Consider the following 14,581-nt stretch of genomic DNA (forward strand, 5'->3'; position numbering starts at 1 on the left):
GGGCCGCTGGTACAAGCCCGCGCGGCGCATGAGCGTGCCCCTCTCGGCCTTGGTCAAAGACCGAGGCCGTTGGGATGACGCCGCCGGCCCCGGCTGGCCGACGAAACGAGCCCGCCCGCCCGCTCACAGGGCGGCGACAGCGAGCCGGCGCTCCTGCTCGCGCACCGTGGCCTCGATGGCCTCTTCCTTCACGATGCCGCAGCGCACGAGATATTCGCCGATGCGCCCGTCCACGTCGGGGCGGTAATGCTCCATGGCCGCCTCGAACGCCTCGCGCTGCATCAGGCCCTTTTCCAGCAGCAGCTCGCCCAGCAGAGGCGGCGCCCGGTGACCCTCGATGCCGGGGGTGACGCCGCGCAGCAAGCGCAGGCCGCCGTTGATCTCGCTCTCGCGGGCGATACGCTGGACCGGCAGGTCGCCCACCGCCTCGCGCACCTCCTCGCGGGCCTTCTCGCCGAGGGGGGATGAGACCGCCACCACCAGGCGCCCGGTCTCGTCACGGCCCACGGGCAGCAGGCGCCGGCGCACCATCAGGTCGAGGGGCAGCAGATCGTGGAACTGGCGCACCATCTGCTCGGTCACATGGGTGCGCTGCAGGCCCGACTGGAAGGCGATGGCCTCCGCCAGCGTCTCCTCGTCCAGCCAGCCCCGGGAGACGAGGATGCGGCCGAGGGGCTGCTGGCGCTCGTCCTGCACGGCCAGCGCGGCATCCACATGCTCCGGCAGCACCGCCTGCCAGGTCAGCAGCAGTTCGCCCAGCCGCTGGCGCTGCTGGCCCAGCTCCGCCTGGTCGGGAAAATCATGCATCGTCTTGTCCCAGACGATGCGGCGACCGAACAGGGCGTTGGCAAGGAACAGCCGCCACGCCCGCACGGTGGCTGCGAAATTGACAAAATTGCCCATCACCACCCGCGGCACGGACATGAGCCCCTGCTCCCAGCCATAGACGCGGGCGACGAAATAGAAGCGCTGGATCAGCCGCAGGGCGAAGGCCACCGCATTGGCGGTGAGCACCGCCAGCAGCCATCCTTCCGTGGCGAAGATGGAGGGATAGCGGGCCGGCAGCCAGCCCAGCTTCTCGGCGGCGAGGAAGATAAGGAAGTGCGCCGCCACCACATAGGCCAGCACCGCCACGATGGAGGTGATGATGCCCTTGCGGTCGCGGAACAGGAAATACTTGGTGGCAAGGCTGCCGCGCCAGCCCATGGAACCCCAGCCCTGGAAGGCGATGCCCAGCCCCCAGCGCGCCTTCTGCCGGTAGGAGGTGCGGAAGGTGTCGGGGAAGAATTCGCGCACGCACAGGGGCATGCGGATGACGCGCTCGATCTGCGGTCCGAAGCCGAAGAAGGTGTCGCGCGTCACCCGGTAGTCCACCGGCAGGCGGGCGATGATGGACTGCATGCGCGCCTCGGCGAGGCGCGCGCTGATGTCATAATCCTCGGTGAGGCTGCCGGTGTTGAAGACCTCCCCGTTCCCGCCGGAGAGAAGATGCAGCATGGCCTTGCGCGAGAAGCAGGTACCCACCCCGGCGGAGGGCACCGAGCCGGCGATGCTCTCGCGCACCACCAGGTCCTTGGCGTGCCACTCGGCGAACTCGTCCATATAGATGCCGGCCACCAGCTCCGACCAGTGGCGCTCCAGCGACAGCACCGGGATCTGGATCAGGTCCTTGCGCGGCAGCAGATAGTTGAAGAAGCGCAGCTCGAGGGGGTGCAGCACGTCCTCGGCGTCGTGCAGGACGAGGCCGGCGAACTCGGTGCCGGTCATCTCCTCGTGCTGGAAGATGGCGCGCACCACGGCGTTGAGGCAGTCGGCCTTGTTGGTAGGACCGGGGTTCTTCACCTCCACCCGCACCAGCTGCTTGTAGCGCCGGCGCATGCGCTCCACCTCGGCGATGGTGTCGGGATCGTTGGGGTAGGTGCCCACGAAGATCACGTAGCGCCGGTAGTCGAGCACGCTCACCATGTTCTCGATCATGGCCGCGATCACGCCGGATTCGAGCCAGGCGGGAATCATGATGGCGAGCGGCTGCTCGTCCCGCTGGTAGAGGGCGGCGGGGGTGAGCGGGCGGATGAACGGCTCGATGACGAAGCGGCGGTAGATCCGCCGCCCCCAGTACCAGGCATCGACGAACAGGTCGTCGATGGAGGAGATCAGGATGATCACCGCCACCACCGCCGCGGCGTATTCCACCACGCGGACGTAATCGGCCAGGAGGAATGGCCAATAAAGGGACAGTCCGTCGACGGTCATGGCGGTGATCCTTCCTGCGTCAGTTGCCGCGACGACGCACGTAGGAAGCGCGGATCAGCAGCAGGAAGAACAAAGCGGCGGCGCCGATGCCCAGCGGCAGGCCCCAGTCCGACGATTTCTGCCACAGCCGCTGGAGGGTGCCGGCCGGGCCGTCGGTGTCGGCGACCCGCACCGTGCCGGGCGCGGCGCCCGAGGCGGACAGCTCGGTGAGGGTGCCGTCCACCCCCACCAGGGCCACGTCGCCGCGGGAGAGGCGCACCGGCTTCTCCGGCGTCATCGCCACCGGGCCGATGCTCTGCCAGACGATGCCGCGGGCGTCGTCCGCGCGCAGGGCCTGCACCAGCGCCACGTTTTTCAGCCCGGAGATGTCGAGCAGGCGCGCCTTGTCGTCGGTGCCGACGATGAGCCGGTCGCCTTCCACCCGGGCCTTGGGCGTGATGCCCTGCACCGGCACGTCGAGGGCAAGGAACGCCCCGGCGGCGCGGAAGGAGGCACCGGGACCGGCCACCTCGAAGCTGCTGGAGCGGGCCGGGACGCCGGCCGCCGCCGCCGCCCGCACCACGCGGGGCAGGCTCGCCTTGGCGCTGGCGAGATAGGCCTCGGGCACCACGAGACGGCCGCCGGAGGCCATGGCCGCGATCACCCCGAGGAAATCGCCGCCGGGGGCAGCGCCGCCCAGCTCGAAATGGCTGGTGGGCAGCACCGAGACCGGGAACGCCTGCGGCGTCTCGCGGCAACGGTCGCTCACCGGCTGGCGCTGGAAGGTCACGCGCAGCACGTTGCGGGCTGCCAGGGCATAGGGCGGCACGGCGGCGGTGAGATGCTCGGGATGGCCGGTGGCATCCAGCCGCTTGGCGGCCAGCAGCACGTCGTTGAGGAACACCGCCACCACCGGCTCGGAGGTGGAGGCGCCGGGGGCAGCGGCCACGTCGAGGTTGAGCCGGCTCGGCAGGGAATGACCGCCGGTGACGGCGGCGAGATCGAAGCTGACCACGAAGTCGCCACGGGCCAGCACGTCGAGGTTGCCCTCGGCCGGGCCGAGGCTGGCGAGGGAAACCGCCGATGGCTTCTGCGGCGCCGCATCCACCGCGCGAATGGTCACCGCGCCGGAAGCGAGGGAGGTGCGCCAGAAGCTGTCGAACAGCGCCGTCGCCTTGCCGCCGGCCGCGCCGCCCACCGCGATCACCGGTCGCCCGGCGAGGGACTGCAGGCTCACCTCGTCCGCCGCCACGGTGGCCGCGCCGAGGCTGGCCGCCTTGGTGCGCCACTCGGTGAAGGCGGCCGAGGCCGGGCCGAGGCGGGCGCCGAGGGCGTCGAGCGCGCTCTTGATGGAGGTGAGGAGGCCGGCGTCGGCCACAGCCACGTCGGCGCCCAGCGGCGAGCCCGGCAGCACGAGGAGGGCGCCGAGATCCGCCGCGTCCTTGATACGATATGTGCCGATACCGACGAAGTTCGAGAACGGCGCCACCGCCCGGAGCGAAGCGGGAACGTCGAGGCCGGAGAGGTCTACCTCGTCGCCGATGGCGGGCAGGGTCTTCACCACCAGGCGCTTTCCGGCGGCTTCAAGGGCAAGGCCCAGCCGCCAGGCGGTGTCATAGGTGTCCTTGGTGAGGGTGCCCCCCGCCACCAGCAGGCTGCCCGATCCGGGCATGCCGCTCCAGGCGGTGGCGAGGTCGCGCACGGCGCCTGCCTCGTAGGAATAGGTGAAGCGGCTTTTCGGGCTGATTTTCAAGACGTTGCCGATGCCACGCTCGTCCGCGCACAGATATTCGCCGATCACCGACGACCAGGCGGTACCCAGGCGCACGAAGCCGGTGGGGCGCGGCTTGCCGTCCACCGCGATGGTCGCGGAGGCGCTGCCGCTATCGCCTTCCAGCCGGCGGGAATAGACCGGGGTTCCGTCCACCGAGAGCACCAGGGTGGTGCGCCCGCCGTCGCCGCGCAAATACGCGCCGTCGAGGGCAATGGCCGCATCGCTCAGCGGCACGCCGGCCGGCACGGGAAGATAAAGGTCGCGGCGCGCATCCATGCCCTGGAGCACCACCGGCCCGTCGATGCCGAGATCGGACAGGGTGTAGGAGCGCGTCACCCGCGTGTCCGCCGCCCGCTCCTGAATGGCGGAGACGATCGGGTCCGCCGTCTGCGCCATGGCGGGAGCCGCGCCGAGCAGGCCGGCCAAAAGACCGGGGAGAAGGCCGGCCGGCAGCAGCACCGCCGCGAGCCGGGCAGCGAGTGGGCGGGCCGCCCCTCGGCCAGCCACGGCGCGGCCCAGCGCCGAAGGGACGGCGAGCGGGGGAGCTGGCGCGAAAGCGGAATGGTGTCTCATGTCAGTCTCTCACGAGCATGGCGGCGAGGCCGGCCGGACGCCGGGGCGCAGGCACAGCGGAGGGGAAGGCGGGGGCTACGGAAAGCGGTGAGAATTCCTCCACCGGCCGTCCGCACAGGCAGTCGAGGATGCGGCGGCACGCCTGCCCGTCGCCATAGGGATTGATGCGGCCGCTATAGGCGACATAGGCGTCGGGATCATCCAGCAGCCGCGTGACGGCGGTGACGATGGCGGCGCGGGCGGTGCCAACCAGCTCCACCGTGCCCGCCTCCACCGCCTCCGGCCGCTCGGTCACCTCGCGCATGACCAGCACCGGCTTGCCCAGCGCCGGCGCCTCCTCCTGCACGCCACCGGAATCAGTGAGGACCAGGTGGGCGCGCTGCAGCAGCCGCTGGAACGGCAGGTAATCGAGGGGCGGCACCAGATGGATGTTGGCCCGTCCGGCCAGTTCCTCGGTGACAGGGCCGCGCACATTGGGGTTGAGGTGCACCGGATAGACGATCTCCACGTCGGACCGCCCGGCGATCTCAGCCAGCGCCGCGCAGATGGAGCGGAAGCCGTCGCCGAAATTCTCGCGGCGGTGGCCGGTGACGAGAAGGATGCGCTTAGCGGGATCAAGCGCCGGCAGCGCCCGGTCGAGGGCGGCGGCCAGCGCCGGGTCGTCATCGATGCGCGCCTGGGTCGCCTGAAGGGCGTCGATCACCGTGTTGCCGGTGACCACCACCCGGCCGGCGAGCCGCTCGGCGGCCAGGTTTTGCCCGGCGCCAGCGGTGGGCGCGAAAAGAAAGTCGGCGACCAGATCCACCACCCGGCGGTTCATCTCCTCCGGGAAGGGCTGGGTCAGATCATAGGTGCGCAGGCCCGCTTCCACATGGCCCACCGGGATGCGGCGATGGAAGGCGGCCAGCGCCGCCGCCATGGCGGTGGTGGTGTCGCCATGCACCAGCACGCGGTCGGGCTGAACCTGCGCCAGCACATGATCGAGGCCGGTGAGCGCACTGGCGGCAAGGCCGCTGAGCCCCTGATTGTGCGCCATGAGGGAAAGGTCGAATTCGGGGCGGATGTCGAACAGGCGCAGCACCGGGTCCAGCATTTCGCGGTGCTGGCCGGTGACGCAGACCATCGATGCGATCCCCGGCGCCCCCGCGAGGGTGCGGACCAGCGGCGCCATCTTGATGGCCTCCGGCCGCGTGCCGAAGATCGACAGAATTTTCAAGCGCGTCCCCGGTGATTCGATTTTTTGACGGTCGCACGAACCCATACTGTCAAGATCAAGTTTTTAGCACTGCCGCCACATGAAACGCAATTTACCGTCGGATTGGCGCCGACGGGTCGGGCGAGGAAAGGTGCGGGGGGTATCGTGAGACCGCAGATCGCCCCGCCCTCCTGCTCACGCACTGTGAACCCGGAAGGTTGAGCGACACTTAAGCCCAAATTCTTTATTTCGCAAAATGCGAAATCATTGGCTGGCGCGGCGTCTCCGCACCAGTCCCCTCAGCGCACCGGTGCCGAGGCCTTCGAGGGCGAGAGCGCGGCGCGCACCAGGGCCTCGGCGTCTGGCCCCCCCCAGTTGGCCGGTCCGGCGAGGAAGCCCATCTCACAGCCGTCGCGGTCCACGATGAGCGTCGTGGGCAGGCCGAAACCCCGGCCAGCCCCGCGCAGGGCCTGGAAGGTCCTGGTTGCCGGATCGGCATAGAAGACGAGGCTCTTCACCCCGATCTCGTTGAGGAAGGCGCGCGGCTTCTCCGGATCGCGGGTGTCGAGATTGACCGCAACCACCTCGAAGTCCGGCCCGCCGAGGGTCGCCTGGAGCTGGTCGAGATCCGGCATCTCCTTGCGGCAGGGCACGCACCAGGTCGCCCAAAGATTCAGCAGCACCACCCGGCCCCTGAAATTCGCCAGCGTCACCTCCTTGCCCTTGCCGTCGGCGAAGGCCAACGGCGGCAGGCGGCGCGGCTCGGTGGCGACGGCAAAGGCCGCGAGGTCGCCCTTGACCAGCGGCGCGAGCGCGCGGGCGCGCTCCACCGTGCCCTGGCATGCTGCATCGGCCACCTTGGACGAAGCCGGCTCCGCGGCAGGCGCGGAGGTGACCTCAGGCGCCTGTGCATTGCCGGGGAGGCGGTTCATCCCGTATAGGGCGAGCGCGCCGGCAACGGCGCCCGCCAGCGTCGCCAGCGCGACGATCGCGACGGTCCGCACGCCGGAGCCGCGCCGCCCCCTGGGAGGCGTCGCTGCCGGCCCGGTCGCCGTCTCGTCGGTCTCGGTCGCGCGGGGCTGGTCGGCTTCGGTCATCACGAGGGGATCCGTCATGAGCAACAAGATGTGGGGCGGGCGCTTTACCTCCGCCCCCGACGCCATCATGGAGGAGATCAACGCCTCCATCGGCTTCGACCAGCGTCTTTATGCGCAGGACATCGCCGGATCCAAGGCCCATGCGAAGATGCTCGCGGCCCAAGGCATCGTGGCGGCGCAAGATGCCGACAAGATCACGGAGGGTCTAGACACGATCCTGTCAGAGATCGAGGCCGGCAATTTCACCTTCAAGCGCGAGCTGGAGGACATCCACATGAACGTGGAGAGCCGCCTCGCCGAGCTGATCGGGGCCTCAGCCGGCCGCCTCCACACTGCCCGCTCGCGCAACGACCAGGTGGCCACCGACTTCCGCCTCTATGTGCGCGACACGTTGGATGCCCTCGACGCCCAGCTCGCCGATCTGCAGCGGGCGCTGGCGGAGAAGGCGCTGGCCCATGCCGCCACCGTCATGCCCGGCTTCACCCATCTGCAGACCGCCCAGCCGGTGACCTTCGGCCACCACCTGATGGCCTATGTGGAGATGGTGGCGCGCGACCGTGGCCGCCTTGCCGATGCCAGGAAGCGCCTGAACGAGTGCCCACTGGGCTCGGCGGCGCTGGCCGGCACCTCGTTCCCCATCGACCGGGAGGCCACGGCGAAGGCGCTCGGCTTCGACCGGCCTACCGCCAATTCGCTGGACGCCGTCTCCGACCGCGACTTCGTCATGGAGACGCTCGCCGCCGCCTCCATCTGCGCGGTGCATCTCTCGCGCTTCGCCGAGGAGGTGGTGATCTGGACCTCGCCGTCCTTCGCCTTGGTGAAGCTCTCGGACAAGTTCACCACCGGTTCGTCCATCATGCCGCAGAAGCGCAACCCCGACGCGGCCGAGCTGGTGCGGGCCAAGGCCGGGCGCATCATCGGCGCACTCACCGGCATCCTGGTGGTGATGAAGGGGCTGCCGCTCGCCTATGCCAAGGACATGCAGGAGGACAAGGAAGGCGCCTTCGACGCCTTCTCGGCCCTCTCCCTGGTGGTGGCGGCCTCGGCCGGCATGGTGCGCGACATCGTCCCCGACGAGAAGCGCATGGAGAAGGCGGCGGGCCAAGGTTATTCCACCGCCACCGACCTTGCCGACTGGCTGGTGCGCGCGCTCAACATCCCGTTCCGGGAGGCCCACCACATCACCGGGCGCATCGTGGGGCTCGCCTCCGACCGCGGCATTGCGCTGCACAAGCTGTCGCTCGACGACATGCAGGGGGTGGACCCGCGGATCACGCAGGATGTGTTCTCGGTGCTGTCCGTGGTGCGCTCCGTGCGCAGCCGGGTGAGCTATGGCGGCACCGCGCCGACCCGGGTGCGGGCGCAGGCCAAGCGCTGGCTAAAGAAGCTCGGGGTCCCGGCGTGACGCGCCGGCGCGGGTTCCTCTCGTCCCCCATCCTGCAGCGCGGGAGGCAGGGGCTCGCCTTTGGCGCGGCGCGGGCTATAGTGGCGGCCACCTTTTCCGGAACGGCCCAATCCGCCATGCGCCCCCTTCTCGTCCCCCTCGCCCTCTGCGGCACCCTCGCCCTCGCGGCGTGTGGCGTGAAGGGACCGCTTGAGCCGCCGCCCGGCGCCCATGCCACGCCCCCGGCCGTCAAGCCAGCGGCGCAGCAGACGGCCGCGACCTCGGCCAAGCCGGGCACCAAGCCGGGCACCACCACCGCCGACGGTCCCTATATCGCCCCGACCTCGGACGGCGAGATTCTGGATAGCGCCACGCCCCACGCGGAGTGGCAGAAGAAAAAGGTGGCGCCGGGCGCCACCACCGGGGAATCGCCCCTGCTCAAGGACGTCAAGAAACCCGACCAGCCCTTCATCCTCGACGGCCTGCTCTGAGGGCGGGCTCGCACAGGTAAAGCCTCGCGCCCTGCGGACGGCCCCCGACCGTCCCGGCCCGAACGACAGCGCGCACGGACCGCCCCCTCTCCATGCACCATTTCGATTACCGCAACGGCCGCCTCTTCGCCGAGGACGTGGACCTCACGCCCCTCGCCAGCGAGGTGCGCACCCCCTTCTATTGCTATTCGAGCGCCACGCTGGAGCGCCACTATCAGGTGTTCATGGAAGCGTTCAGCGGCCGCGACGTGCTGCTGTGCTACGCCCTGAAGGCCAATTCCAACCAGTCGGTCATCGCCACCCTGGCCCGGCTGGGCGCGGGGGCGGACATCGTCTCCGCCGGCGAGCTGGCGCGCGCCCGCGCCGCCGGCATATCGAACGAGCGCATCGTCTTCTCCGGCGTCGGCAAGACCCGGGCGGAAATGGCGGCGGCGCTGGATGGCGGCATTCTCTGCTTCAACGTGGAGAGCGAGCCCGAGCTGGCCGCCCTTTCCGAGGTGGCGACCGCCTTGGGCGTGAGCGCCCCGGTCTCCATCCGCGTCAATCCGGACGTGGACGCCAAGACCCACAAGAAGATCTCAACCGGCAAGTCCGCCACCAAGTTCGGCATTCCCATCTCGCGGGCCCGAGAGGTCTATGACTATGCCGCCCGCCTGCCCGGCCTCGCCATCACCGGCGTGGACATGCACATCGGTAGCCAGATCACCGACATGGCGCCCTTCGACAATGCGGTGACGCTGCTGGCGGAACTGGCGCGCGACCTCATGGGCGCCGGCCACAAGCTCCGCCACATGGATCTGGGTGGCGGGCTCGGAGTACCCTACGCCGCCTCCGATCCGGTGCCACCGCCGCCCAGCGCCTATGCCGAAGTGGTCGGCCGCGCCCTCGGCGACCTGAAGCTGCCCCTCGTGTTCGAGATGGGCCGCATGCTGGTGGCCAATGCCGGTATTCTGGTCACCCAGGTGATTTACGTGAAGGAGGGCGAGGGCAAGACCTTCGTGGTGGTGGACGCCGCCATGAATGATCTCATCCGTCCCACCCTCTACGAGGCGCACCACGACATCATTCCCGTCATCGAACCGGCGGCCGAGGCGCCGCTGGTTGTGGCCGACGTGGTGGGGCCGGTGTGCGAGACCGGCGACTTCCTCGCCCTCGACCGGCCGCTGCCCCACCTGAAGGCCGGCGACCTTCTGGCGGTGATGACTGCCGGAGCCTACGGCGCGGTGCAGGCCGGCACCTACAACACCCGTCCGCTGGTGCCGGAAGTGCTGGTGCGCGGCGCGGCGGCGGCGGTGGTGCGGCCACGGGTGGAGGTGGAGGAGCTCATCGCACTCGATCGCCCGGCGCCGTGGCTGGCGTGACCTGGTGACGCGTTCTTTTCGGGACGTCTGAAGGCGGCAGGCGCCGGCGCTCAGCTCGCCAGACGGCGGTCGGCGATATAGGCGAGCAGCGCCTCTTCCGTCATCGGACGTCCGAGGAAGAAGCCCTGCACCTCGTCGCAGGTATCGGCCCTGAGAATGGCCAGCTGGCTCTCGGTCTCCACGCCCTCCGCCACCACCTGCAACCCCAGGGCGCGACCAAGGCCGAGGATCGCCTGCACGATGGCCAGGGCGTCCTTGGACTCATCGAGGTCGCCGACGAAGCGCCGGTCGATCTTCAGCGCATCGAACGGGAAGGTCCGCAGGTAGCCCAGGGACGAATAGCCGGTGCCGAAGTCGTCCATGGACAGGCGCACGCCCAGGCCCTTCAGGCCAGCCAACACCTCCAGGGCCTTCTCGGCGTTCTCGATCAGCACGCTCTCGGTGATTTCGAGTTCAAGCCGGTGGGGTGCCACCCGGGTGGACTTGAGCACCGCGTCCACCGTGTCGACCAGCGCGTCGTTGCGGAACTGCACCACCGACACGTTGACGGAGACATTCAGCTCCGGCAGGCGGGAGATGGTGTCGCACGCCTTGCGCAGCACCCACTCGCCGATGGGAATGACAAGACCGCTCTTTTCCGCGAGGGGAACGAACGCATCGGGGGCGAGCAACCCCAGTTGGGGGTGGTCCCAGCGGATGAGCGCCTCGACCCCGAGCAGCTTCAGGGACCGCGCGTCGCAGCGCGGCTGGAACAGCAGGACGAACTCGTCGGCAACGATAGCTCGCCGCAGGTCGCTCTCCAGCGTCCGCCGACCGCTCATCTCGTCGTTCATGTCGTCGGCGAAATAGGAACAGATCCCAGGGCCTGCAGCCTTGGACTGGACCAGCGCCAGTTCGGCGCAACGCACGAGGCCCTCGGCGTCCTCCGCATCGAGCGGAGCGAGGGAAACGCCCATGTTGGCCTGAGGATAGGCCGACGCACCGGAGGGCAGGCCCACGGGGGCGTTCAGCGCCAACAGCAGCCGCCGGGCCAGGCCGTCCACCGCCTTCGCGTCGCCGACGCCGGTGGCGACGACGACGAACCTCTCCGCATCCACCCGCGCCACCAAGTCGCGGTCGCGCACGCAACGGCGGATGCGTCGCGCCGTCTCGGCGAGGATGAGATCGCCCGCCGTCGGGCCGAACAACGTGTCGAAATGCGGGAAATTGTCCAGGTCGAGGCAAAAAACGGCAAGCATCCGCCGGGATTCCTGCGGTGAGCTGAGCGCACCCGCGAGGAATTCAGTCATCAAGAGGCGATTGGGCAGGCTGGTCACCGGGTCGTGCAGGGCAAGATACTCCGATTTCCAGGGCCCACGCGCTCCATCGTCGGCGTCGCTCACAAGTCACCCACTGCCGATCGTTGCGATGCCGGACGGCGACGGGGACGCTCCCGGAGGGGCGGCCCATTCAACGGTCGGCACATCCACTCGCCCCCGGCCCCGTCCCGATTGCCATCCTGATCGAGGCCGCCGCCAACATGGTGATCCCCGCCCGGCCAAGTGGCAAGAGCCATATCGCCGTCAAGCCTGGTCCCGTCAAGGTCGTATTTTACCATAAGGCACCCAGAGGGCGGGAGCGCAGGCCACCATCGCCGGAATGCCAGCGCCCATCGGCGGCCAGACTGGCATCGATTCCCACCCCGTGCCCTTATCCCGCAGGGGGGCACGTCACCTACAGGCTCGCCGTGGCGGTGGGCACGGGTGTGGCGGCCAGATCAAGGACCACCCGCATGACGGTCGGATCGTCGCTGCCGGCCGTGACCTTGAAGCCCAGATCCTGGGCAAGGTGCAGCATGGGCCCGTTTTCCCGGAGCACGTCGCCGAACACCTTGTTCAGGCCACGCTTGCGCGCATGGGAGAGAATCTCGTTCATGAGCTGAAAGCCGAGGCCTTTGCCCTTGAGGTCCGAGCGCACCATGATGGCGTATTCCGCCGCCTCGTTGTCGGGGTCGGCGATGATACGCACGACGCCGCAGATATCCCCGTTTGGCTCCACCGCCACGAACGCCATCTCCCGGTCGTAGTCGATCTGGGACAGGCGGGCGGCCATCAAGTGGGGAAAATCCTTCACCGACCCGAGGAACCGCATACGCACGTCCTGCGGGTCGGAGCGGTGGACGAGATCCACGAGGGAGGGCTCGTCCTCGGGCCGGATGGGCCGGAGCGCCACCTTGGATCCGTCGATCAGCGCCAGTTCGGAGACCTCGCTGGTGGGATAGGGCTTGATGGCGAAGCGTCCGGTGCCCTCCACCCGCGTCTCATGCACCACGATGCGGGCGTCGAGGGCGATGACGCCGCTCTCGTCGGCAAGCAGCGGGTTGATGTCGAGTTCGGCGATCTGCGGCAGATCGGCGAGCAGCTCGGCGAGCTTCACCAGCGTGCCGGCCACCGCGCCCATGTCCGCCGGCGGATGGTCGCGGTAGCCGGCGAGCAGCTTGGCGACGCGGGTGCGCTCGATCATCTCGCGGGCGAGGACGCCGTTGAGGGGCGGCAGGGCCACGGCGCGGTCGCCGATCACCTCCACCGCCGTGCCGCCCTGGCCGAACAGCACCACCGGCCCGAAGGTCTTGTCATAGGCGATGCCGGCGATCAGCTCCTGAGCGTTGGGACGGCGCACCATGGCCTGCACCGTGAAGCCGGCAATGTGTGCCTCGGGCCGCTTCTCGGCCACCGAGGCGATGATGGCCCGGCAGGCATCCTCCACCGCAGCCGGGGTGCGCAGGTCGAGCCGGACGCCGCCCACGTCGGACTTGTGGGTCAGATCGTGGGACAGCACCTTGACCACCACCGGCCAGCCGATCTCGGCTGCGCACCGGCCAGCATCCTCGGGCGTCGGGGCCACCCGCGTCTCCACCACCGGGATATCGTAGGCGGAGAGCACCGCCTTCGCCTCCACTTCGGAGAGCGCGCTGCGGCCTTCGCCCAGCACCTTCTCCACCAGGGCCCGCGCCTTGGCCCGGTCGGGGTCCTCGAAGGTCCGCGCCGGCGGCGTCTCCATGAGCTGGGTCTGGTTGCGCTGGTAGGAGACCAGGTGACCGAAGGCGCGCACCGCCTCGTCGGGGGTCTCGTAGGTGGGAATGCGGCGGGCGGCGAAACGCCGCCGCGCGCCGGCGGCCGCGGTCTCGCCCAGCCAGCAGGTGAGCACCGGCGCGCGCATGCGCGTCTCCAGCACGGTGATCACCGCGTCGGCGGCCTGGCTGCTGTCCGCCACCGACGAGGGGCAATTGAGCACCAGCACCGCGTCCGCCCCCTTGTCGCCAAGGAGCGCCTTCAGGGCGGCTCCGTAGCGGGCGCCGTCGGCGTCATCCACGATGTCCACCGGATTGGCACGCGACCACACGCCGGGAATGATCTTGTCGAGCGCCTCCACCGTCTCCGGCTTCAGGATGCCCAGGCGGCCGGAAATGCCCTCCACCGCATCCACGGCCACCACGCCCGCGCCGCCGCCGTTGGTAAGGATGGCAAGCCGGTCGCCGGTGAGCTTGATGCCGGCCGCAAGGGTGGACACCGCCTCGAACAGCTCACGCAGTTCGTGCACGCGGAGCATGCCGGCACGGCGGAAGGCCGCGTCATAGACGAGATCACTGCCGGCCAGCACCCCGGTGTGGGACTGCGCCGCCCGGGCACCGGCAGCGCCCCGCCCGGCCTTGATGACGATGACTGGCTTGGAGCGCGCCGCGATGCGCCCCGCAGACATGAACTTGCGGGCGTCCTTCACATGCTCGACATAGAGCAGGATGGCGCGGGTGGTGTTGTCGAGGGCGAGATAGTCGAGCATGTCGCCGAAATCCACGTCCGCGCTCTCGCCCAGCGAAACGACGTGGGAGAAGCCGAAGCCCCGGACATGCGCCCAGTCCAGCACCGCCGAGGTCATCGCCCCGGACTGGCTGACGAAGGCCACATCGCCCTTGGCCGGCATCAGGTGGGCGATGCTGGCATTGATATGCGGCCGGGTGGAGATGAAGCCGAGCCCGTTCGGCCCCAGCACGCGCAGCAGGAAGGGCCGCGCCGCGTCCAGCATCGCCTGGCGCTGCGCGGCGGTCTCGATCTGCTCACCCGGGCCGTAGCCGGCGCGCAGGACCACCGCAGCGCGGCACCCCTTTTCGCCCAGCTGGGCGATGGTGGTGGGCACGCTGTCCGGCGGGGCGGCCACCACGGCGAGATCCACCGCAATGGGCAGGTCCGCCACCGAGGCGTAGTTGAGCGAGGAGCGGATGGCGCGCTCCTTCGGATTGACGGTGAGGATCGGCCCCTCGAACCCCGCCTCGAACAGGTTGCGCGCGATCACCGCGCCGATGCTGCCGGGTCGGTTGCTGGCGCCCACGAGGGCGATGGCGCGGGGGTGAAACAAGGCGTCGAGATTGCGCGTGGTCATGAACGGCCTCGCTGCTGGTGCCCGGCGGCTCTCAAGTGCGGCCGACCGAGCCAAATAG

The 14,581-nt window shown here is 69.6% G+C and carries 9 protein-coding genes; 3 read left to right on the plus strand and 6 right to left on the minus strand.

The genetic code is table 11. The features are described 5' to 3' along the window. Positions 1-123: 123 nt before the first annotated feature. From FBQ73_RS16885 to tlpA, 4 genes are all read right to left on the minus strand, one after another. Positions 124-2,253, minus strand: a complete 2,130-nt coding sequence (locus FBQ73_RS16885) for a glycosyl transferase family protein (protein WP_138400656.1) — start codon at positions 2,251-2,253, stop codon at positions 124-126. 19 nt (positions 2,254-2,272) lie between these two features. After that, entirely contained in the window at positions 2,273-4,579 is a 2,307-nt protein-coding gene (locus FBQ73_RS16890; protein WP_138400657.1) for a cellulose biosynthesis cyclic di-GMP-binding regulatory protein BcsB, read from the minus strand. Between the two features lies 1 nt (position 4,580). After that, positions 4,581-5,795, minus strand: coding sequence for a non-hydrolyzing UDP-N-acetylglucosamine 2-epimerase (gene wecB / locus FBQ73_RS16895; RefSeq protein WP_138400658.1), 1,215 nt, complete (start codon positions 5,793-5,795; stop codon positions 4,581-4,583). 278 nt (positions 5,796-6,073) lie between these two features. Continuing rightward, positions 6,074-6,871: a thiol:disulfide interchange protein TlpA gene (gene tlpA, locus FBQ73_RS16900; RefSeq protein ID WP_138400659.1), complete on the minus strand. Its 798-nt coding sequence runs from the start codon at positions 6,869-6,871 to the stop codon at positions 6,074-6,076. A 16-nt stretch (positions 6,872-6,887) separates the two neighbouring features. Here tlpA and argH point away from each other — a divergent pair, with 16 nt between their 5' ends. The 3 genes from argH (at position 6,888) to lysA (ending at position 10,107) form a co-directional block, all read left to right on the plus strand. Further along, positions 6,888-8,276: an argininosuccinate lyase gene (argH, locus tag FBQ73_RS16905; RefSeq protein ID WP_138400660.1), complete on the plus strand. Its 1,389-nt coding sequence runs from the start codon at positions 6,888-6,890 to the stop codon at positions 8,274-8,276. 116 nt (positions 8,277-8,392) lie between these two features. Beyond that, positions 8,393-8,746 (plus strand): LPS translocon maturation chaperone LptM, encoded by a 354-nt coding sequence (gene lptM / locus FBQ73_RS16910; protein ID WP_138400661.1) that lies wholly within the window; start codon positions 8,393-8,395, stop codon positions 8,744-8,746. Between the two features lie 92 nt (positions 8,747-8,838). Continuing rightward, the gene (lysA, locus tag FBQ73_RS16915) at positions 8,839-10,107 is read left to right on the plus strand and encodes a diaminopimelate decarboxylase (protein ID WP_138400662.1); all 1,269 of its coding nucleotides are present in this window, start codon (positions 8,839-8,841) and stop codon (positions 10,105-10,107) included. A 50-nt stretch (positions 10,108-10,157) separates the two neighbouring features. On the opposite strand, the gene FBQ73_RS16920 is transcribed toward lysA, so the two are convergent. Both FBQ73_RS16920 and FBQ73_RS16925 read right to left on the minus strand, forming a co-directional pair. Further along, positions 10,158-11,489, minus strand: coding sequence for a putative bifunctional diguanylate cyclase/phosphodiesterase (locus FBQ73_RS16920; protein ID WP_138400663.1), 1,332 nt, complete (start codon positions 11,487-11,489; stop codon positions 10,158-10,160). A gap of 331 nt (positions 11,490-11,820) precedes the next feature. After that, the gene (locus tag FBQ73_RS16925; protein ID WP_138400664.1) at positions 11,821-14,523 is read right to left on the minus strand and encodes a bifunctional acetate--CoA ligase family protein/GNAT family N-acetyltransferase; all 2,703 of its coding nucleotides are present in this window, start codon (positions 14,521-14,523) and stop codon (positions 11,821-11,823) included. Between the last annotated feature and the right edge of the window lie 58 nt (positions 14,524-14,581).

It is taken from the genome of Xanthobacter autotrophicus, assembly GCF_005871085.1.
In the GTDB taxonomy this organism is placed as follows: Bacteria; Pseudomonadota; Alphaproteobacteria; order Rhizobiales; family Xanthobacteraceae; genus Xanthobacter; species Xanthobacter autotrophicus.

Coding starts and splice junctions, on each gene's coding strand:
- FBQ73_RS16925 (WP_138400664.1), bottom strand. CDS start 14,523: ATGACCACGCGCAATCTCGACGCCTTGTTTCACCCCCGCGCCATCGCC.
- lptM (WP_138400661.1), top strand. CDS start 8,393: ATGCGCCCCCTTCTCGTCCCCCTCGCCCTCTGCGGCACCCTCGCCCTC.
- tlpA (WP_138400659.1), bottom strand. CDS start 6,871: ATGACCGAAGCCGACCAGCCCCGCGCGACCGAGACCGACGAGACGGCG.
- argH (WP_138400660.1), top strand. CDS start 6,888: ATGAGCAACAAGATGTGGGGCGGGCGCTTTACCTCCGCCCCCGACGCC.
- FBQ73_RS16890 (WP_138400657.1), bottom strand. CDS start 4,579: ATGAGACACCATTCCGCTTTCGCGCCAGCTCCCCCGCTCGCCGTCCCT.
- FBQ73_RS16885 (WP_138400656.1), bottom strand. CDS start 2,253: ATGACCGTCGACGGACTGTCCCTTTATTGGCCATTCCTCCTGGCCGAT.
- lysA (WP_138400662.1), top strand. CDS start 8,839: ATGCACCATTTCGATTACCGCAACGGCCGCCTCTTCGCCGAGGACGTG.